This window comes from Bradyrhizobium sp. WSM471 (genome assembly GCF_000244915.1).
Classification (GTDB): Bacteria; Pseudomonadota; Alphaproteobacteria; order Rhizobiales; family Xanthobacteraceae; genus Bradyrhizobium.
Map to the genome: position 1 here is coordinate 6,789,182 of NZ_CM001442.1, position 19,528 is coordinate 6,808,709.

The window sequence follows — 19,528 nt, forward strand, 5'->3', positions numbered from 1 at the left end:
CCGTCATGGGAGCTCTTGACGGGATCAGGGTGATTGCGGTCGAGCAGGCGGTGGCGGCGCCATTCTGCTCGTCGCGGCTGGCGGATGCCGGTGCGGAAGTCATCAAGATCGAGCGGCCCGAAGGCGATTTCGCCCGCGGCTATGACGCGGCGGCCAAGGGCCAGAGCAGCTACTTCGTGTGGCTCAACCGCGGCAAGCAATCGGCGGTGGTCGATCTCGCAACCAAGGAAGGCTGCGCCGAGCTGGAGAGACTGATCGCGAGCGCGGACGTGCTGATCCAGAACCTCAAGCCGGGCTCGATGGACAAGCTCGGCTTTTCGCGCGAGCGGCTGCTGAAGGATTATCCCAAACTGATCTCGTGCACGATCACCGGCTATGGCGACGACGGCCCCTATGCGCACCGCAAGGCCTATGATCTCCTGATCCAGGCCGAGAGCGGCCTTGCCTCGATCACCGGCAATCCCGACGGTGCCTCGCGGGTCGGCATGTCCATCGTCGACGTCGCGACCGGCGCCACCGCGCATGCGGCGATCCTGGAGGCGCTGATTGGGCGCGGGCGCACCGGCAAGGGCGCCGACATCCGGATCTCCATGTTCGACGTGATGGCGGACTGGTGCACCGTGCCGCTGCTCAACTCGGAAGCCGGTAATCCGCCCAAGCGCATGGGGCTCCGCCATCCCTCGATCGCGCCCTATGGCGTGTTCACGTCCAGCGACGGCAAGGACATTCTGATCTCGATCCAGAGCGAGCGCGAGTGGAAGACGCTTTGCGCAAAAGTGCTGGACCAGCCGGATCTGCCCGCCGATCCGCGCGTTGCCAACATGGTCGAGCGCGTACGCAACCGCGACTTCACCGACAAGACGGTCGCGGATGCCTTCGGCAAGATGACGCGCGACGAGCTATTGAAGCGGCTGTCCGACGCCGACATCGCCTTTGCCGAGGTCAACACCATGGCCGACCTCACCAACCATCCGCATCTGCGCCGCATCGAGGTGGACACCCCGCAGGGACGTGTCAGCTATCCCGCGCCGGCGCCGATCATTGTCGGCGAGACGCGCAGCTATGGCGCGGTGCCGGGGATCGGCGAAAATCCCCAATCCAAGAAATAACGAGAGCGAGGCGTCATGACCGGGAAGCTCGACATCGATCATCTCAGGCAATGGATCGGCCGCAGCGAAGAGGCCACCGACACCGTCACCGCGCAGCTCGTGAAGGGTCTGCGCGCGACGCTGTTCCAGGAGGTCGGCTCGCCCAAGGCCGGCGATGCGGCGCCGTTCACGGTGCATTGGTGTCTGGCGCAGCCGGTGTTTCCGATGTCGATGCTCGGCCCCGACGGCCACCCCACCCGCGGCGGCTTCCTGCCGCCGGTGCCGCTGCCGCGCCGGATGTGGGCCGGCGGCGAGATCGAGTTCCTGCAACCGCTGCGCGTCGGCGACGAATCGACGCGGACCTCGCGCATTGCCGACGTGCAGGTGAAGACCGGCTCGACCGGCACGCTGTGCTTCGTCTCGGTCGAGCACAGCATCTCCTCGCCGCGCGGCGTCGCCATCCGCGAGCGGCAGGACATCGTCTATCGCGAGATGACGACGACGCCCGCGCCGGCAAAGGCGCCACCTCCGCCGCCCAAGGCCCAGCATCGCGAGGCGCATGTCTCCGATCCCGTGCTGCTGTTTCGTTATTCCGCGCTGACCTTCAACGGCCACCGCATCCATTACGACCGCGACTATGTCACCAAGGTCGAGGGCTATCCCGGCCTGATCTTCCACGGGCCGTTACAGGCGGCGCTGATCATCGAGATGGCCGCGAGGCTGCACGGCGGCAAGGCGCCTAAGAAGTTCACCTATCGCGGCTTGCAGCCGCTGTTCGAGGGCAGCGAGTTCTCCATCAACGCCAACGAGACCGCCGATGGCATGGAGCTGTGGACCGCGAACGCGGAGGGGCAGCCGACGATGAAGGGGACGGCGGTGTGGTGATACACTGCTGCTAGACCCTCACCCTGAGGAGCGCGTCCTTCGCGCGCGTCTCGAAGGGCGAGGCCACCAGCCGGGCCTTCATCCTTCGAGACGCGCGAAGACGCGCTCCTCAGGATGAGGAATTAGAAGGACGGAACCATGGCGAAGAACGGCAAGACCGGCAGCAAATCCGTCACCGTCAAGCAGGCGGCGCTCGACCTGCTGCGCTCCTTCGGCATCAGACGCGTCTTCGGCAATCCCGGCTCGACCGAGCTGCCGTTCCTGAGCGACTGGCCCGACGACATCGACTACGTGCTGGCGCTTCAGGAAGCCTCGGCCGTCGGCATGGCCGATGGTTATGCGCAGGCGACGCGCAATGCCGGCTTCGTCAATTTGCATTCGGCCGCCGGCGTCGGCAACGCGCTCGGCAACATCTATACCGCGCATCGCAACCAGACGCCGCTCGTGATCACCGCGGGCCAGCAGGCGCGCTCGATCCTCCCGTTGCAGGCGTTCCTCTATGCGGAGCGTGCATCCGAATTCCCGCGGCCTTATGTGAAGTACAGCGTCGAGCCGGCACGGCCCGAGGACGTGCCGGCCGCGATCGCACGCGCCTATTACACCGCGATGCAGCCACCCTGCGGGCCGACTTTCGTGTCGATCCCTGTCGACGACTGGGCGCATGCGACAGCGCCCGTCGAAGCCCGCAAGGTCAGCCGCGAGATCGGGCCCGAGGCTGACGCGATGAAGGCGCTGGTCACGGCGCTCGGCTCGGCCAGGCACCCTGCCCTCGTCGTCGGCCCCGGCGTCGACCGCGCCGGCGCGGTCGACCTGATGGTGCGCGTCGCCGAGAAGGCCAGGGCCAGCGTCTGGGTCAGCCCGTTTTCGGCGCGCTGCTCGTTCCCGGAACGCCATCCGCAATTCGCGGGCTTCCTGCATGCCTCGCCGGCGCAATTGTCCGACGCGCTGCGCGAGCACGACCTCGTCGTCGTGATCGGCGCGCCGGTGTTCACCTTCCACGTCGAAGGCCACGCCGCGATCTTCGACGGCGGCGCGACGATCTTCCAGATCACGGATGACCCGGATGCCGCAGCGGTGACGCCGGTCGGGACCAGCATCATCGCGACGATGAAGCCGGCGCTCACGGCGCTGCTCGAGCTCCTGCCCGAGAGCAAGCGCGCCGCACCGAAGGGGCGTACGCTGCCGCCCGGCCCGCAGGCCGGCGAGCCGCTTCCGGTCGAATTCCTGCTGCATTCGCTGTCGCAGGCGATGCCGGATGGCGCGTCTCTGGTCGAGGAAATCCCCTCGCACCGGCCGGCGATGCAAAAGTTCATGCCGATGCGCGGCCAGGACAGTTTCTACACCATGGCGAGCGGCGGCCTCGGCTACTCCCTGCCCGCCGCTGTCGGCATGGCGCTCGGCAAGCCGAGCAGCCGCACCGTGTGCCTGATCGGCGACGGCTCGGCGATGTATTCGATCCAGGCGCTGTGGACCGCCGCGCAGCGCAAGCTGCCGCTCACCATCATCGTCATCAACAATTCCGGCTACGGCGCGATGCGCTCGTTCAGCCAGGTGATGCAGGTGAGGAATGTGCCGGGGCTCGAGCTGCCGGGGATCGATTTCGTCCGGCTCGCCGAGGGCATGGGTTGCCATGCGGTGCGGGTGACGAAGGCAGCCGAACTGGGCGAGGCGCTCAAGCGCGGGATGGCATTCGAAGGGACCAGCCTCGTCGAGGTCGTCGTGGATTCGGCGGTGCCGGTGCTATACGGGCAGAAGCATTGACCGTGCCGTAGCCCGGATGGAGCGCAGCGTAATCCGGGAATCGTGCCACACGCGAATCCGCCCCGGATTACGCTACGCTCCATCCGGGCTACGAAGCGAGGAACCCCCCATCCGCCGCCAGCACATGCCCGACGACATAGGACGCCGCGTCGGACGATAGCCACACCACCGCCTCGGCCACCTCCTCCGGGCTCCCCATCCGTCGCAGCGGCAGGCCCGCGCTGACGGTTGCGACATCGCCGACACCGGCGCGCAGCATCATGTCGGTGACGACGCGGCCGGGAGCGACGGCGTTGATACGGATGCCACGTGGAGCGTTCTCCATCGCGGCTGAGCGCGTCAACGAGATCGCCGCGGCCTTGGATGCCGAGTAGAGCGAGAAGCCGGGATTGGGATTGCGCACGCCGCTGACGGAGGCGTTGACGACGATGCTGCCGCGGCCTTGCGCGAGCATGACCGGCAATTGATGGCGCAGGCACAGGAACAGCGCGCGGACGTTGGTGTCGAACACGCTGTCGTAGACATCCATGCCCTGCTCCTCCAGCGGCGCGCGCCGCTCCTGGAAGCCGGCATTGTTGAAGGCGACGTCGAGCCGGCCGCATCGCTCGACCGCCGTGGCAACGAGGCGCGCGACGTCGTCCTCGCGCGTGATGTCGGTCTTGAACGCGATGGCGTTCGCACCGAGTTCGCGGCACGCCGCAGCGGTGGCGTCGATCTCGGCTTCGCGCCGGCCCGCCACGACGATCGCCTCCGCGCCTTCGGACGCCATTCGCAACGCCGTGGCACGCCCGATGCCGCTGCCGCCGCCCGTCACCAGGCAGACCTTGCCGCTCATCCGCGCCCCCGCAGGCAAAGCTCCGCTCATGGCTCACCCCAAAACGCTTGCACGCGCCGTTCCGCGCATATAGTTGTATTGTACAACTATATGCGCGGAGTCAAGCATGACCAGGCTGTCGCTGATCGACGACATTCGCGCGGCCTCGCGCCTGATGGTACGCGAGCTCGGCTTCATGGATGCGACCGTGGCGGCATCGGACTATCCGCCGTCGGCCGTGCACACGATCCTGGAGATCGGTATCCGGGGGCCGATGAATTCCGGCGAGCTCGGCGATTTCCTGCGGCTGGAGAAATCGAGCGTCAGCCGCCTGGTGCGCAAGCTGATCGACTGCGGCGAGCTGCGGGAAACGCCCGATGCGGCCGACGCGCGCAGCAAGCTGCTGTCACTGACCGCGAAGGGCCGCCGCACGCTGGAGGCGCTGCACGCGTTCGGACGGCAGCAGGTGAGTGGTGCACTGGCCGCACTGACAGAGGCCGAGCAGCGCACGGTCCGGGAAGGGATGATGCTCTATGCGCGGGCTTTGCGGCAGAGCCGGGTGGAGGGCGAGGTGGAGTCGGCGGCGTAGCTACCAGCGTCGTCCTGGCGAAAGCCAGGACCCATTCCCCCAGGGAGAAGTTTGGCGAAGACTTGTCGTTCGGTACTGCTACCACGGCAAGATCGATCGACCTCGCGGTATGGGTCCTGGCCTTCGCCAGGACGACTCCGAAATTGTCGGCCCGCCTTCCCTACGTCCCGAAATCTTCCCGCATCCTGGCCTGGATCTTGGCCATGCCGCCGATCCAGCGGTCATAGTTCTCGGTCTTCTTGCGCATGTAGCCGAGCACCTGCGGGTGCGGCAGGATCAAGAAGGTCTCCTGCTCGAGGCCGGCGAGCACGTCCCTGGCGACCTGCTCGGGCGAGAGGTCACCGTCGCCGGATTGCGGGCCCTTGGGAATCGAACGCAGCATGTTGGTATCGACGCCCTGCGGGCAGAGGATCGAGACCCGGATGTTGTGCGCCTTGTGCGAGATCGCGAGATTTTCGGCAAAGCCGACCGCGGCATGCTTGGTGGTGGAGTAAGCCGGGCTACCGACCTGCGACAGCAGGCCCGCGGCCGAGATGGTGTTGAGGAAATAACCGCCGCCGCGCGCCTTCATGCGCGGGATCAGGTGCCGCGCCGCATAGACATGCGCCATGACGTGGATCGCCCAGCTGCGCTGCCACGGCTCATCCGAGGCGCCACCGGCATTGACCGACATCGGATCGAAGCCGCCGCCGATGCCCGCATTGGAGCAGAACAATTCGATCGGGCCGAACAGCCGCTCGGTCTCCTCGATGACGTGGGAAATATCCTTTTCCTGCGCGACATCGCATTTGAAGGCCGCGCCATCCACCGTGGCTGCGACCGCCCTCGCATTGTCCGCGTCCATATCGGCCACGACGACCTTGGCCGCACCGGCCTTGTGAAACGCTTCGCACAGCGCCTTGCCGATGCCGTTGGCGCCGCCCGTGACGACCACGACCTTGCCGGTCACCTGCATGCGACGTCTCCCTCTTGTTTTATACCTATGCAGTTGCGCTTATTCCGCTTCGCGGAGCTTGCTCAGCTCAACACGAGGTCGAGCACCGCGGTATAATGGCATGCCGCGCCGGCCAAGACAAAGCCGTGCCAGATCGCATTCTGGAAGCGCAGCCGCCGCCAGGCATGAAAGATCACGCCAAAGCTGTAGAGCAGTCCGCCCGCAAGGATGAAGCCCAGCACCAGCGCAGGCAACGCCTTGACCACGGAATCGTAGAGCATCACGCCGCTCCAGCCCATCGCGAGATAGATGCCGACCGCGACGCGGTCGAACCGGCCGGGATAGAGAAGCTTCAGCACGATGCCGAGGATCGCCACGCACCAGACGCCGGCGAGCAGCACCAGCGCGAAGGCGCTGTCCTTCACCTCCAGGATGAACGGCGTGTAGGTCGCCGCAATCAGGAGATAGATCGCCGAATGGTCGAAGCGGCGCAGCAGCCATTTGGCCGGCGAGACGGGCCAGAGATTATAGGTCGCCGACAACACCAGCATCGAGAGCAGGCCGGCGACGTAGATCGAGACGCCGAGGATGTCGGTCCCGTCGGCAAAGAGCACCGTCAGCACCACCAGCACGGTCGCGGCAATGATGCCGCAGAGCACGCCGATCGCGTGGATCACGCCGTCGGCGATCAACTCGGCGCGGTCGTAATGCCAGCCGACCGCGTCAGCGGCTGCGTGGACGGAGAAGGATGCGAGCTGTTTCAGTTGGAAGACGGTCATGGCAATCCGGAGGCAAGGAAGGGGCCACTTTTCTATGGGTCTTTCGGCATCGGCGCGTCGTTCAAATAGCTGATTTGCCGATAAAGGCGGTGGAAGTGTGAAGCTTGATTTTCCTCAGGCAGTTGCCATTTTTGTGATTAGTCCGTTTTGCGTATTTGCCCCCCGCCCGAGACCCTCTCGTTCACATGGCATTCAGTTTCCAGGATATCGTCGAAGAAGCGCGGCTGTCGGCGAGGGCGCTGATCGACTACGGCGAGCATTTCTTCAATCCGACGGTACGATTGGGGGTCACCGGCCTGTCCCGGGCCGGCAAGACGGTGTTCATCACCGCGCTGATCCACGGCCTCACGCGCGGTGGGCGGTTTCCGGTCTTCGAGGCCTATTCATCCGGGCGGATCGCGCGGGCGCATCTGGCGCCGCAGCCGGACGACGCCGTGCCGCGCTTTGCCTATGAGAGCCATCTGCGCGCGCTGATCGAGGAGCGGCGCTGGCCGAACTCGACTGTCGACATCAGCGAGCTCAGGCTCGTCATCGACTACCAGCGCCAGAACGGCGCCGACCGCACGCTGACGCTCGACATCGTCGACTATCCCGGCGAGTGGCTGCTCGACCTGCCGCTGCTCCAGAAGAGTTTTGAGCAATGGTCGGCCGAAAGTCTCGCCCTGTCGCGCGAGGCGCCGCGCGTCCATCTGGCCGCGGACTGGCACGCGCATCTCGCAACGCTCAAACCCGAAGCGCGCGAGGACGAGCAGGCGACGCTCACGGCCGCAAAGCTCTTCAGGAGCTATTTGCAAGGCTGCCGCGACGAGCGGTTTGCGATGAGCCTGCTGCCGCCCGGCCGCTTCCTGATGCCGGGCAATCTCGCCGATACACCAGCGCTGACCTTTGCGCCGCTCGACGTGCCCGCAGGCGGCCAGGCGCCGGAGGGATCGCTGTGGGCGATGATGGTACGTCGCTACGAGGCCTACAAGGACGTCGTGGTGCGGCCGTTCTTCCGTGATCATTTTGCCCGGCTCGATCGCCAGATCGTGCTGGCCGACGCGCTCGCCGCGTTCAACGCCGGCCCCGAAGCGCTGCACGATCTCGAAGCCGCACTCGCGGGCATTCTCGACTGCTTCAACATCGGCCGCAGCACGATCCTCTCCGGCCTGTTTCGGCCGCGGATCGACCGCGTGCTGTTCGCGGCGACCAAGGCCGATCATCTGCATCATTCCAGCCACGACCGGCTCGAGGCCGTGCTGCGCCGCGCCGTCTCGGGAGCCGTTGCGCGCGCGGAAACTACCGGCGCGGTGATCGACGTCGTCGCGCTTGCCGCCGTCCGCGCTACCCGCGAGGCGCAGGTTGCGCATGGCCGCGACAAATTGCCGTCGATTTTGGGAACGCCGGCCGCAGGCGAAAGCGCCGGCGGCGAGTTCTTCGATGGCAACACCGAGGTGGCAACCTTTCCGGGCGACCTGCCGCTGGATCCCGAACCCCTGTTCAACGGCACCGACGCGTTCCGCGGGCTCTCGACCGAGGCCGTCGAGAAGAGCGATTTTCGTTTCCTGCGTTTTCGTCCGCCAAAGCTCGAACGCGAGGGGGACGACCAGCCGGCGCTGCCTCACATCCGCCTCGACCGTGCCTTGCAGTTCCTGATCGGAGACAAATTGTCATGAACGACCGATCGAAGCCACGGCGGCCGGCGACGTTCCGGCTCGACGATCCCGGCGTCGTCGTCACCGAGGCCGACGAGACGACCCGGCTCGGCCGCACCACCATCCAGATCACGCCGGAGCCCGATCCGGCGAATTTTCCGGTGCCGATCGCAGCGACGCTTCCGGCGCGGCGCGGCTTTCCCTGGGGCACATTGTTCTGGTCCGGCGTTGCCGGGCTGACGCTGCTCGGGGTCGGGCTCGGCGTCGTCCGTCTGATCGAGGATCTGTTTGCGCGCAGCGAAAGCCTCGGCTTCGTCGGACTGGCGCTTGCCTTCGTCACTGCGCTTGCGCTCGCGGTGGTGACCGGACGCGAGGCGTTCGGGCTGGCGCGGCTGGCAACGATCGAAAAGCTGCATCAGCGCGCAGCCGCCGTCCTTGCCAGCGACGACCGCAAGGAGAGCCGCATCATCGTGCAGGATCTGCTCAAGATCGCGCACCAGAACCCGCAGCTCGCGCGCGCCCGCGCCACGCTGGAAAGCCATGCCGGCGAGATCATCGACGGCGCCGACATGATCCGGCTCGCCGAGCGCGAATTGATGTCGCCGCTGGACATCGAGGCGCGGCGGCTGGTGTCGTCAGCCGCGCAAAAGGTCTCGATCGTGACAGCGGTTTCGCCCCGCGCGCTGATCGACGTGTTGTTCGTGTTCGTGGCGTCGCTGAGATTGATACGCCAGCTCGCTTTTCTCTACGGCGGCCGTCCCGGCGCACTCGGTATGATCCGCCTGCTCCGCCACGTCATCGCCCATCTCGCCATCACCGGCGGCATGGCGGCGAGCGACAGTCTGGTGCAGCAGATGCTCGGCCATGGGATTGCGGCGAAGCTGTCGCAGCGGCTGGGCGAAGGCATGCTGAATGGATTGCTGACGGCGCGGCTGGGCCTCGCCGCGATCGACGTCACACGACCGCTGCCGTTCGCGGCCCTGCCGCCGCCGAAGCTGTCGGATCTCGCGACCGATCTTCTGCGGAAGAAGGACGACGAGGAGTAGCGTTCTGTTCGCGCGACGCGACCGCTGTTCCCTCTCCCCTTGCGGGAGAGGGTGGCTCGCCGCAAAGCGGCGAGACGGGTGAGGGGTTCTCTCCTCGAGTCCAACTCTCATTCGAATTTGCGGAGAGATACCCCTCATCCGGCGCTTCGCGCCACCTTCTCCCACAAGGGGAGAAGGAAGAAGGCCGCCTTGCTATGCGAGCGTACGTCGCTCGAATTCTCCCGCCAGCACGCGCCACTGGAACAGCGGCGAGTCCTTCGGTGGTGAAAGCTCCGGAGTCCAGCCGGTGAGCTTTTCCAGCGTGTACGTGTCCATCACGAGTCCGCGCCAGCGGCGCTCGACCTGACCGAGCGGCTCGCGCCTGGCGGGGATGTTCTCCCACAGCGGCGAGCGGTTGTCTGGCTCGCGCCCAACATAAATGCCGGCGTGGCCCTTGATCCGATCCATGCCGGGATCACGAAAATCCTGGAAGCGGCCGCGCTCGTTGATCTCGATCACGGGCACGCGGCCCCTGAACAGCCAGCGCATCATGGCATAGGTGCGGTAGTCCGTGGTTGCGATCCAGGTCGCGCCGGTCTCGTCCAATGCGGCCTGTGCGCGCGCGGCGACCTGCTCGTAACCGGACTCGGCACCGATCGGATCGATCTTGCCGAGCAAATTCCAGGGCGCGGCGACGTAGTAGAGGAACACGATGACGACAAAGGCGATGCCCGAGACCACCGCCGTGTTGGCCCAGAACAGCGCCGACCTGAGCATCCGCGCCGATCTTCCTTCGCGCGACAGCATGGTGAGGTTGACAGCGGCGGCGGCGAAACCGACCGGCCACATGAACATCGGCCAAGTGTCGCCGACGCGGAGGGTCAGGGATTTCAAGAGGAAATAGAGAAACGGCACCAGCACCGCGGTCGACAGCAAAATCGCGACCGGCTCGCGCGTGCGATAGCCGCGCCACGCCGTCAGCACCACCCCCGTCAGCACCACCGGCAGCATGACGAAGCCGACCAGTCCGAATTGCAGGCCGATGTAATCGCCGAAGGTGCGGAGCGAGATGCCGTAGCTGGTGGTGGCACGCACACCCTGGAAGCGGATCGCGGCCCAGTCGTGCTGCACGTTCCAGATCAGGACGGGCGAGAATACGGCAATTGCGATCAGGACCGCGAGATACGGATAGGGGCTGCGCAGCCAGCGCCAGCGCCAATCCGGCACCAGCAGAAAGGCGGCAACCGCCGGCGCGAACATGATCACGGTGAATTTCGACAGCATCGCCAGCCCGGCGAACAGGCCGGCCGCGAGCCACCAGCAGCCGTCGCCGCCCTGCGCAAGCCGCACCAGGCACCACATCATCGCCACCGCAAGCGGGATCATGGCGACATCGGGCGCGACCTTCGCCATCAGCAGCCCGTAATAGAGCGCGGCCTCCGGCATCAGCACCGCGAGCACGACGGCGCGCATGTCGTGGGTGAGGCGGCGAACGATATCGGCGAGCAGGAGCTGCGTCACCAGCATCGCGACGATGCCGCCAAAGCGCACACCGAGCGTGGTGTCGCCGAAGATCGCGGTGCCGAACCGGATCAGCCAGGCGATGCCGGGAGGATGATCCAGGAAGCTGAGCGCCGTCTCCCGCGACCAGGTCCAGTAATAGGCCTCGTCCGTGCGCAGCTCGATGGCCGAGGCGTAGACGATGCGCAGCAGCGTCATCGCGGCGATGATTACCGCGGCCATGACGAGCGGCCGGCGCGCCGCGCCGGCGGGGGGCATCGTGATGTCGGGAGCTGTCGTCACGGCGGCGCTTTTCGCCAACCTGGGAGGGGGAGTCAATGTGGGGGGAAGAAACCTGTCGTCCCGGGGCGCGACGCAGTCGCGAGCCCGGGACCCATAACCACAGGGAGTGGTGTGGCGCGAGCTGATCACCACGAGTCGTCGCCAAACCCGGTCCTGTGGCTATGGGTCCCGGATCTGCGCGCGCCCAAGGGCGCGCTTGTCCGGGACGACAATGGAGTGATTCCTGCCGCGGATGTGATCCCGCGAACCGATCGAGCCCGGAATTAAACGCGGCGCTGGCTGTTCTCCTTCATGAACTGATACAACAGAATCATGGCCGCAACCGCATCCACCCGATTTTCCGAGCTTTCCCGCGCCATCAGCTTGCGCCAGGTGCGGCTGGTCTGCGGCGTCATCCTGTTCGCCTATGTGGTCAGCCATTTCCTCAACCATGCACTCGGCAACATCTCGGTCGATGCCATGGAGATCGGGGTCACCTACCACACGCTGTTCTGGCAGTTCCTGCCGGTTGCGATCGTGTTCTACACGGCGGCGCTGACGCATATGGGGCTCGGCATCTATGCACTGTATCAGCGCCGGCAGTTCCGCTGGCGGACGGTCGAGCCGCTGCAGCTCGTGCTGGGCTTGAGCATCCCCGCGCTGGTCATGGCGCATGTGATCGGGGTGCGGCTCGGCCAGACGCTTTACGGACACCAGAAACTCTATCCGCAGGAACTCTATCTGTTCTTCGTCGCGTCGAACCGTATCTGGACCATGACGGTCCTGCTTCTCATCGCCTGGGTGCACGGCTGCATCGGCATCTATTTCTGGCTTCGCCTCAAACCGTTCTTCACGCGCGCGGCGCCCTATCTGCTCGCGGCGGCCGTGCTGATCCCGACGCTGTCGCTGCTGGGTGTCTACCAGGGTGGCCGCAGCGTCGAGGTCGAGGCCGACGACGGGGAATGGCGGACGCACAATCTCACGCGCCGCCAGGTCGGCACGGCGGCCGAGGCCACGACGCTCGACCGCATCACCGGCGGCCTTACCGCCGGTTATCTCGGATTGCTCGCCTTGGCGCTGGCCGCACGCGGCGTACGGGCCTTGCGCGAACGACGCGGTGGCATGATCGCGCTGTCCTACGGCAACGGCAAGACGGTGCGCGTCCCCAAGGGCCTCTCCGTGCTGGAGGCGAGCCTGCGCCACAATGTGCCGCATGCCAGCGTCTGCGGTGGCCGCGCCCGCTGCTCGACCTGCCGCATCCGCATCATCGGCGATCACGGCGCCCTGCCCGAGCCGTCGCAGCGCGAGGCGTTCGTGCTGACCCGTGTCGGCACCAGCGACCCCTCGATCAGGCTCGCCTGCCAGCTGCGGCCGACGTCGGATCTCTCCTTCTTCCAGCTCTTCACCGCGCATACCCTGACGGCGAGCTCGCAGGCCTCGACGCCCGCCAGAATCGGCCAGGAGCGCTATCTCGTCAGCCTGTTCGTGGACATGCGCGGCTCGACGCAGCTCGCCGAGAAGCGGCTGCCGTTCGACACCGTCTTCATCGTCAACCGCTTCCTCGGCGCCGTCTCGCAGGCGGTCATCGAGAATGGCGGCCAGCCAAACCAGTTCGTCGGCGACGGCATGCTGGCGCTGTTCGGACTGAGCGCCGATCCGCAAGAAGCCTGCCGGCAGGCGCTGAAGGCCGCAGCCGGCATTGCCGTGCATATCGACGAGCTCAACGAGCTCCTGAGCCACGATCTGCGCCAACCGATCCGCTTCGGCATCGGCATCCACGGCGGCGAGGTCATCATCGGCGACATCGGCTATCGCGATCACATCGTCTTCACGGCGCTGGGCGATGCCGTCAACGTCGCGGCCCGGCTCCAGGACATGACCAAGACACTGGCCTGCGAAGCGGTCGTGTCGGAGGAAGTCCGCCGCACCGCCGGCCTTGCCGAGGATGCGCTGCCACAGCAGGAGGTCCCGATCCGCGGCCGCGACGAACCGATGGCCGTGCGCGTCGTCGCGGACGCCAGGGAGCTGTCGGCGCTCGTCGACCACGGCGAACGCGTCGCGGCGTAAGGCGGCCACTGAGGCGGAGCGCTCCCTCTCCCGCTTGCGGGAGAGGGTCGGGGAGAGGGTGTCTCCGCAACGGGACAATCCCCCAGAGGAGAAAACCCTCACCCGCACCTTCGGCGCGACCTCTCCCGCAAGCGGGAGAGGTGCACCGTCGTCGCGGCTACGGCTCGGCTCAATCTCCTTGCAAGCGAAACACCGGCTTGCTGCAACGCAGCGGCATGGGCTTGCTGCGAAAGCACGAATTGACTTCAACTGAGTCGTTGCGACACATGGACGCGAGATGGCGGTGATGACCGCCATCAACGAAAAGCTCCGGGAGGAGACCACATGTTCGATCGACGCGACCTGCTCAAAGGAGCGGGCTTTGCTGCTGCTGCGGCTGCAATGAGCCCGACCAAAGCGCTGGCACTCGACACCGTCACCCTGCCCTTCGCCAATGGCGAACGTCCCTTGGTGAAATATCCGCAGAAGCGGCCGATGATCGGCCTGACCAGCCGCCCGCCGCAGCTCGAGACGCCGTTCGCGGTGTTCAACGACGGCCCGATCACGCCGAATAACGCGTTCTTCGTGCGCTATCACCTTTCCGACCTGCCCTACAACATCGACCCCGACAAGTTCACGCTCGAGGTCAAGGGCAAGGTCGACAAGCCGCTGAAGCTGTCGCTGAAGGACATAAGGAAGATGAAGGCGACCGAGATCGTCGCCGTCAACCAGTGCTCCGGCAACAGCCGCGGCTTCCTGGATCCGCGCGTCGCCGGCGGCCAGCTCGCCAACGGCGCGATGGGCAATGCGCGCTGGCGCGGCGTACCGTTGAAGGCCGTGCTGGCGATGGCGGGCGTGCAGAGCGGCGCCAAGCAAGTCACCTTCAACGGCATGGACGGTCCGGTCAGCGACAAGACGCCCGATTTCGTCAAGGCGCTCGATATCGATCATGCCAGCGACGGCGAGGTGATGCTGGCCTATGGCATGAACGGCGAGGACCTGCCGTTCCTCAACGGCTTTCCGCTCCGCCTGATCGTGCCCGGCTATTACGGCACCTACTGGGTCAAGCACCTCAACGAGATCACCGTCGTCGACAATGTCTATGACGGCTTCTGGATGAAGTCGGCCTATCGTATTCCGGACACGCCGAACAATGCGATCGAGCCGGGCACCGCGCCGAAGGCGACGATCCCGATCAACCGCTTCACCATCCGTTCCTTCATCACCAGCGTTCCCGACGGAGCCAAGCTGAAAGCAGGCGGCACCACGCTGCGCGGCATCGCCTTCGACGGCGGCAAGGGCATCAAGGAGGTCGCGGTCTCCACTGACGGCGGCAAGACCTGGACCGGCGCCAAGCTCGGCAAGGATCTCGGCAAATACTCATTCCGCGAATGGACGCTGCCGGTGAAGCTCGCGGCGGGCTCCCACGAGCTCAAGGTGCGCGCCACCGGCAATGGCGGCGAAACCCAGCCGGATACGCCGCGCTGGAATCCGGCGGGTTACTTGCGCAACGTCGTCGAAACCGTCCGCGTCACCGTGGCTTGAGGGGAACGATCATGCAGCGCACCGTTTTCCTCGCCATCACGCTCGCCCTCGCCGCATTGGTGGGTTCGGCACTTGCAGCACCGGTCAATTACAAGACCCCCGATGAGGTCGCGGCGTTCAAGCCCGGGCCCAATCTCGAAGTGGTTCAGGGCAATTGCACGGCCTGCCACTCGTCCGACTACATCAACACGCAGCCGCCGATGAAGGACAAGAAAGGTTTCTGGCAGGCCGAGGTGACCAAGATGATCAAGGTCTATGGCGCCCCCATCGACGATGCCGATGTCGGCAAGATCGTCGATTATCTGGCCGCGACTTATTGAGGATGGCGCGCGGTGCGCGGACCAAGTGACCGCGAAACGGGCAAATCCGGCAAAAACGCCGCGAAGTTGAGCGGAATTCGGCGAAATGCAGATGTGGTTTGAGCTACCAAGCCAGCCACATTCCGCGTATCGTATTAGGACCGAACCGGCCGGTTGGCGGGGACTGGCGGTTCGAGATCTCGGAGGAAGACCCGCGGAGAAGTCGTGATGGCTAAAGGTACGGTCAAGTGGTTCAACCCGACGAAGGGTTATGGATTTATCCAGCCTGCGTCGGGCGGCAAGGATGTGTTCGTGCATATCTCGGCAGTGCAGAAAGCCGGTCTGTCGTCCCTGAACGAAGGACAGACGGTGGAGTATGAAGAGATCGCAAACCGAGGCAAAAGCTCCGCAGAGAACCTCAAAGTATAAGCCCGCCGGCTTTTGCTAACTCCCGGATCAATCCGGGACCCGGGCCAAGAAAATTTCAGAAGACGGTCAGTGCATTCGACGACAGGCGTTGCGATTGCACACGGAGAACTATTTGCCCGTGAAGACCGCCCGTTCGACGCCACAGCAACGACAATCGCGACGGCATTTCGTTAGTCCACCGGCAATGGTGCGTCGCGCTTGATCTCTTCCATCACCGCATAGGTTCGCGTTTCGCGCACGCCCGGCATCGACAGCAAGGTCTCGCCGAGGAAACGTCGATACGCGGTCATGTCTGCCAGCCGCGCCTTCACAAGATAGTCGAAGCCGCCGGCAACCATGTGACACTCCAGCACTTCGGGCGCGAGTTTCACCGCGCGGGCAAAACGCTCGAAATTGTCGGGCGTGGTCTTGTCGAGCAGCACCTCCACGAACACCAGGAGCCCGAGGCCGAGCCGGTGCGGGTTGAGCCGCGCGCCATAGCCTTCGATGAAGCCCTCTCGCTGCAAACGCTTCAGCCGCTCGCCGATCGAGGTCGGCGACAGCCCGATGCGCTCCGCGAGCTCGACATTGGCGATTCGCCCGTCTTGCTGCAAAATCGAGAGGATTTTCCGGTCGGTTCGATCTAATTCCATATTTCATAAGGCCAAATGGCTCGATTGCTTCATTTTATAAGCCGAATGAGCTAAATTGTCTATCGAGCTAAGGTAGCGTGGGCATTATCCTGGATTTGAGCCACGGGACACGCCATGCCGAACATTCCGCCTCCCTTCTCCGCCGCCTACGCGCCCGATGATGCCGACATCGCCGCGCGCCTCTTGCCGTCTGCGCATCTCGGCGCGCCGCAGGAGGCGCGGATCGATCGCACCGCGACGCGGCTGATCGAAGCCATCCGCAAGCGGGACGACCGGCTTAGCGGCAGTCTTGGCGGTGTCGAGGACATGCTGCGGGAGTTCGCGCTCTCGACCAAGGAAGGCCTCGCCTTGATGGTGCTGGCCGAGGCGTTGCTGCGCGTGCCCGACGCGCGCACCGCCGACCAGTTCATCGAGGACAAGCTCGGCGAGGGCGACTTCATCCACCACGAGACCAAGTCCACCGCCTTCCTGGTCAACGCCTCGGCCTGGGCGCTGGGCCTCTCGGCGCGGGTGATCCAGCCCGGCGAGACGCCCGACGGCACTATCGGCCGTCTGGTGAAGCGGCTGGGCGCACCCGCCGTGCGCACCGCCACGCGCCAAGCGATGCGGCTGATGGGCAATCATTTCGTGCTGGGCGAGACCATCGCGCAGGCGCTGGAGCGGGCCCGACCGCGCTCCGGTGAGAGGGCGCGTTATTCGTTCGACATGCTTGGCGAAGGCGCGCGCACGGCCACTGACGCCAAGCGCTATTTCGACGCCTATGCCAGCGCGATTCTGACCATCGGCAAGGCGACCGGAAACCATCCCCTGCCCGACCGGCCCGGCATCTCCGTCAAGCTGTCGGCGCTGCATCCGCGCTTCGAGGCGATCAGCCGCGACCGCGTGATGGCTGAGCTGGTGCCGCAACTGCTGGACCTGGCGCAACGCGCCAAGGCCCATGACCTCAACTTCACCGTCGATGCCGAGGAAGCCGACCGGTTGGAATTGTCCCTCGACGTGATCGCGGCAACGCTCGCCGATCCCTCGCTTGCCGGTTGGGACGGATTTGGCCTCGCGATCCAGGCCTATCAGAAGCGCGCCGGCGCCGTGATCGACTATGTCGATGCGCTGGCCCGCGCGCACGATCGCAAGCTGATGGTGCGGCTGGTCAAGGGCGCCTATTGGGACACCGAGATCAAGCGCGCGCAGGAGCGCGGGCTGGACGGCTATCCCGTATTCACCCGCAAGGCGATGACCGATCTGAACTTCGTCGCCTGCGCTCAAAAGCTGTTGAGCCTGCGGCCGCGGATCTTCCCGCAATTCGCCACCCACAATGCGCTGAGCGTCGCGACCGTGCTGGAGCTTGCCGGTGCGAACGGCGGCTTCGAATTCCAGCGCCTGCATGGCATGGGCGAGGCGCTCTACGAACAGCTCGCCAAGGATCACCCCGAGATCGCCTACCGCACCTACGCCCCGGTCGGCAGCCATCGCGACCTGCTCGCTTATCTGGTGCGGCGACTGTTGGAGAACGGTGCCAACTCCTCCTTCGTGGCGCAGGCGTCCGATTACCGCGTGCCGGTTACGGCGCTGCTGCAACGTCCGGCGGATGCCGTCGTCGGGCCGCAGCAGGCGGCCCATCCTAAAATTCCACTGCCGTGCGATCTGTTCGCGCCGGAGCGGCGCAATTCGCGCGGCGTCGAATTCGGCGCGCGCGCCGCGCTCGACCGGTTACTGACGGAGGTCAAGGCCGAGAGGGCCGACCTCAAGCCGATCGCGGACGCAACGCCGGATCAGGCCAATGCGGCCGTGACGGCTGCGCGCGCGGGCTTTGCCGCCTGGGACCGGACTCCGGCAGCCACGCGCGCGGCGGCGCTGGAGCAGGCCGCGCATCTTCTGGAGAGCCGCGCGCCCCGTTTCATCGCGCTGCTGCAACGCGAGGGCGGCAAGACGCTCGACGATGCGCTGTCGGAGCTGCGCGAGGCCGCCGACTTCTGCCGCTATTACGCCGCGCAGGGCCGCAAGCTGTTCGGCAATGATGTGGCGATGCGAGGTCCGACCGGCGAAAGCAATGTGCTGGCCATGCGCGGCCGTGGCGTCTTCGTGGCGATCTCGCCCTGGAATTTTCCGCTGGCGATCTTCCTCGGCCAGGTCACGGCAGCGCTGATGGCCGGCAACAGCGTGGTGGCCAAGCCCGCGGAGCAGACCCCGCGGATCGCGGTTGAGGCGGTGCGGCTGCTGCACGAGGCCGGCATCCCCGCGAGCGCGCTGCACCTCGTCACCGGCGACGGCCGCATCGGCGCCGCGCTGACCGCGCATCCCGATATCGCCGGAATCGTCTTCACCGGCTCGACCGAAGTCGCGCGCAGTATCAACCGCGCGCTGGCAGCCAAGGACGGACCGATCGTGCCGCTGATCGCGGAGACCGGCGGCATCAACACCATGATCGCCGATGCGACCGCGTTGCCCGAGCAGGTCGCAGACGACGTCGTCACCTCGGCGTTTCGTTCCGCCGGCCAGCGCTGCTCGGCGCTGCGGCTGCTGTTCGTGCAGGAGGACGTCGCCGACCGCATGATCGAAATGATCGCGGGTGCGGCGCGCGAGTTGAAGATCGGCGACCCCAGCGACGTCGCGACCCATATCGGTCCGGTGATCGATATCGAGGCCAAGCAGCGCCTCGATGCGCACATCGCACGAATGAAGAGAGAGGCACGGCTGCACTTTGCCGGCACCGCGCCGGAGGGCTGCTTCGTCGCGCCGCATATTTTCGAGCTTGGGGATGCCGGCCAGCTGACCGAGGAGGTGTTCGGCCCGATTCTCCACGTCGTGCGCTATCGTGCGGAACATCTCGAACGCGTCCTGCATGCTATCGAGCGCACCGGCTACGGGCTGACACTCGGTGTCCATTCCCGCATCGACGATACGATCGAGGCGATCGTCGACCGCGTTCAGATCGGCAACATCTACGTCAACCGCAACATGATCGGCGCCGTGGTCGGCGTGCAGCCGTTCGGCGGCAACGGCCTGTCCGGAACCGGCCCGAAAGCCGGCGGCCCGCACTACCTCGCGCGCTTTGCGACCGAGCAGACCGTGACGATCAACACCGCAGCAGCCGGCGGCAACGCTGCCCTGCTCGCAGGAGATGAGTGAGGCGCGGCGAGGAGCACGCTACGACGCATGATCTCAGTTCCGTCATCCTGAGGTGCCGGAGCGTAGCGGAGGCCTCGAAGGGTGAACGGCCGAGATGCAGCCGGGCCGTTCATCCTTCGAGGCTCCGCATGGGCCGCGATGCGCCCATGCCTCGCACCTC

General features: G+C 65.8%; 16 protein-coding genes. 11 read left to right on the plus strand and 5 right to left on the minus strand.

Features of this window, described 5'->3' with window-relative positions:
* Window positions 1-5: 5 nt before the first annotated feature.
* From BRA471DRAFT_RS30915 to mdlC, 3 genes are all read left to right on the plus strand, one after another.
* On the plus strand, window positions 6-1,109 hold the full coding sequence (locus BRA471DRAFT_RS30915) for a CaiB/BaiF CoA-transferase family protein (RefSeq protein ID WP_007614511.1): 1,104 nt from the start codon (window positions 6-8) through the stop codon (window positions 1,107-1,109).
* Between the two features lie 15 nt (window positions 1,110-1,124).
* Complete coding sequence (locus BRA471DRAFT_RS30920; RefSeq protein ID WP_007614512.1) at window positions 1,125-1,973, plus strand: MaoC family dehydratase N-terminal domain-containing protein; 849 nt, start codon at window positions 1,125-1,127, stop codon at window positions 1,971-1,973.
* Window positions 1,974-2,111: 138 nt separating this feature from the next.
* Complete coding sequence (gene mdlC / locus BRA471DRAFT_RS30925) at window positions 2,112-3,734, plus strand: benzoylformate decarboxylase (RefSeq protein ID WP_007614513.1); 1,623 nt, start codon at window positions 2,112-2,114, stop codon at window positions 3,732-3,734.
* 88 nt (window positions 3,735-3,822) lie between these two features.
* Here the strand turns inward: mdlC and BRA471DRAFT_RS30930 are convergent, their stop codons facing one another.
* Entirely contained in the window at window positions 3,823-4,599 is a 777-nt protein-coding gene (locus BRA471DRAFT_RS30930) for an SDR family NAD(P)-dependent oxidoreductase (protein WP_035974425.1), read from the minus strand.
* Window positions 4,600-4,675: 76 nt separating this feature from the next.
* Between BRA471DRAFT_RS30930 and BRA471DRAFT_RS30935 the strand changes: the two genes are divergently transcribed.
* Window positions 4,676-5,137, plus strand: a complete 462-nt coding sequence (locus tag BRA471DRAFT_RS30935; protein ID WP_007614516.1) for a MarR family winged helix-turn-helix transcriptional regulator — start codon at window positions 4,676-4,678, stop codon at window positions 5,135-5,137.
* Between the two features lie 160 nt (window positions 5,138-5,297).
* Here BRA471DRAFT_RS30935 and BRA471DRAFT_RS30940 read toward each other — a convergent pair whose 3' ends face one another.
* Window positions 5,298-6,092, minus strand: coding sequence for an SDR family oxidoreductase (locus BRA471DRAFT_RS30940; protein WP_007614517.1), 795 nt, complete (start codon window positions 6,090-6,092; stop codon window positions 5,298-5,300).
* Between the two features lie 62 nt (window positions 6,093-6,154).
* A complete protein-coding gene (locus tag BRA471DRAFT_RS30945) occupies window positions 6,155-6,850 on the minus strand; it encodes a hemolysin III family protein (protein WP_007614518.1) in 696 nt (231 codons plus the stop codon).
* Window positions 6,851-7,035: 185 nt separating this feature from the next.
* On the opposite strand from BRA471DRAFT_RS30945, the gene BRA471DRAFT_RS30950 reads away from it, so the two are divergent.
* Together BRA471DRAFT_RS30950 and BRA471DRAFT_RS30955 are read left to right on the plus strand one after the other, a co-directional pair.
* Complete coding sequence (locus tag BRA471DRAFT_RS30950; protein WP_007614521.1) at window positions 7,036-8,505, plus strand: YcjX family protein; 1,470 nt, start codon at window positions 7,036-7,038, stop codon at window positions 8,503-8,505.
* Complete coding sequence (locus BRA471DRAFT_RS30955) at window positions 8,502-9,530, plus strand: YcjF family protein (RefSeq protein WP_007614522.1); 1,029 nt, start codon at window positions 8,502-8,504, stop codon at window positions 9,528-9,530. The genes BRA471DRAFT_RS30950 and BRA471DRAFT_RS30955 overlap by 4 nt, the downstream gene beginning before the upstream one ends.
* Window positions 9,531-9,722: 192 nt before the next feature.
* Here BRA471DRAFT_RS30955 and BRA471DRAFT_RS30960 read toward each other — a convergent pair whose 3' ends face one another.
* On the minus strand, window positions 9,723-11,288 hold the full coding sequence (locus tag BRA471DRAFT_RS30960) for a glycosyltransferase family 39 protein (protein WP_007614525.1): 1,566 nt from the start codon (window positions 11,286-11,288) through the stop codon (window positions 9,723-9,725).
* 336 nt (window positions 11,289-11,624) lie between these two features.
* Between BRA471DRAFT_RS30960 and BRA471DRAFT_RS30965 the strand changes: the two genes are divergently transcribed.
* From BRA471DRAFT_RS30965 to BRA471DRAFT_RS30980, 4 genes are all read left to right on the plus strand, one after another.
* Entirely contained in the window at window positions 11,625-13,358 is a 1,734-nt protein-coding gene (locus tag BRA471DRAFT_RS30965; RefSeq protein WP_007614527.1) for an adenylate/guanylate cyclase domain-containing protein, read from the plus strand.
* A 324-nt stretch (window positions 13,359-13,682) separates the two neighbouring features.
* The gene (locus tag BRA471DRAFT_RS30970) at window positions 13,683-14,882 is read left to right on the plus strand and encodes a molybdopterin-dependent oxidoreductase (RefSeq protein ID WP_007614530.1); all 1,200 of its coding nucleotides are present in this window, start codon (window positions 13,683-13,685) and stop codon (window positions 14,880-14,882) included.
* An 11-nt stretch (window positions 14,883-14,893) separates the two neighbouring features.
* Window positions 14,894-15,202, plus strand: coding sequence for a sulfite:cytochrome C oxidoreductase subunit B (locus tag BRA471DRAFT_RS30975; protein ID WP_007614532.1), 309 nt, complete (start codon window positions 14,894-14,896; stop codon window positions 15,200-15,202).
* Between the two features lie 207 nt (window positions 15,203-15,409).
* On the plus strand, window positions 15,410-15,610 hold the full coding sequence (locus BRA471DRAFT_RS30980; RefSeq protein ID WP_007596519.1) for a cold-shock protein: 201 nt from the start codon (window positions 15,410-15,412) through the stop codon (window positions 15,608-15,610).
* Between the two features lie 170 nt (window positions 15,611-15,780).
* Here BRA471DRAFT_RS30980 and BRA471DRAFT_RS30985 read toward each other — a convergent pair whose 3' ends face one another.
* The gene (locus tag BRA471DRAFT_RS30985; RefSeq protein WP_007596520.1) at window positions 15,781-16,242 is read right to left on the minus strand and encodes an Lrp/AsnC ligand binding domain-containing protein; all 462 of its coding nucleotides are present in this window, start codon (window positions 16,240-16,242) and stop codon (window positions 15,781-15,783) included.
* 114 nt (window positions 16,243-16,356) lie between these two features.
* Between BRA471DRAFT_RS30985 and putA the strand changes: the two genes are divergently transcribed.
* Window positions 16,357-19,368, plus strand: coding sequence for a bifunctional proline dehydrogenase/L-glutamate gamma-semialdehyde dehydrogenase PutA (gene putA, locus BRA471DRAFT_RS30990; RefSeq protein WP_007614535.1), 3,012 nt, complete (start codon window positions 16,357-16,359; stop codon window positions 19,366-19,368).
* The last annotated feature ends 160 nt before the right edge of the window (window positions 19,369-19,528 follow it).

Coding starts and splice junctions, on each gene's coding strand:
- BRA471DRAFT_RS30955 (WP_007614522.1), top strand. CDS start 8,502: ATGAACGACCGATCGAAGCCACGGCGGCCGGCGACGTTCCGGCTCGAC.
- BRA471DRAFT_RS30930 (WP_035974425.1), bottom strand. CDS start 4,599: ATGAGCGGAGCTTTGCCTGCGGGGGCGCGGATGAGCGGCAAGGTCTGC.
- BRA471DRAFT_RS30920 (WP_007614512.1), top strand. CDS start 1,125: ATGACCGGGAAGCTCGACATCGATCATCTCAGGCAATGGATCGGCCGC.
- BRA471DRAFT_RS30970 (WP_007614530.1), top strand. CDS start 13,683: ATGTTCGATCGACGCGACCTGCTCAAAGGAGCGGGCTTTGCTGCTGCT.
- BRA471DRAFT_RS30965 (WP_007614527.1), top strand. CDS start 11,625: ATGGCCGCAACCGCATCCACCCGATTTTCCGAGCTTTCCCGCGCCATC.
- BRA471DRAFT_RS30980 (WP_007596519.1), top strand. CDS start 15,410: ATGGCTAAAGGTACGGTCAAGTGGTTCAACCCGACGAAGGGTTATGGA.
- BRA471DRAFT_RS30935 (WP_007614516.1), top strand. CDS start 4,676: ATGACCAGGCTGTCGCTGATCGACGACATTCGCGCGGCCTCGCGCCTG.
- BRA471DRAFT_RS30945 (WP_007614518.1), bottom strand. CDS start 6,850: ATGACCGTCTTCCAACTGAAACAGCTCGCATCCTTCTCCGTCCACGCA.
- BRA471DRAFT_RS30940 (WP_007614517.1), bottom strand. CDS start 6,092: ATGCAGGTGACCGGCAAGGTCGTGGTCGTCACGGGCGGCGCCAACGGC.
- mdlC (WP_007614513.1), top strand. CDS start 2,112: ATGGCGAAGAACGGCAAGACCGGCAGCAAATCCGTCACCGTCAAGCAG.
- BRA471DRAFT_RS30975 (WP_007614532.1), top strand. CDS start 14,894: ATGCAGCGCACCGTTTTCCTCGCCATCACGCTCGCCCTCGCCGCATTG.
- BRA471DRAFT_RS30985 (WP_007596520.1), bottom strand. CDS start 16,242: ATGGAATTAGATCGAACCGACCGGAAAATCCTCTCGATTTTGCAGCAA.
- putA (WP_007614535.1), top strand. CDS start 16,357: ATGCCGAACATTCCGCCTCCCTTCTCCGCCGCCTACGCGCCCGATGAT.
- BRA471DRAFT_RS30915 (WP_007614511.1), top strand. CDS start 6: ATGGGAGCTCTTGACGGGATCAGGGTGATTGCGGTCGAGCAGGCGGTG.
- BRA471DRAFT_RS30950 (WP_007614521.1), top strand. CDS start 7,036: ATGGCATTCAGTTTCCAGGATATCGTCGAAGAAGCGCGGCTGTCGGCG.
- BRA471DRAFT_RS30960 (WP_007614525.1), bottom strand. CDS start 11,288: ATGCCCCCCGCCGGCGCGGCGCGCCGGCCGCTCGTCATGGCCGCGGTA.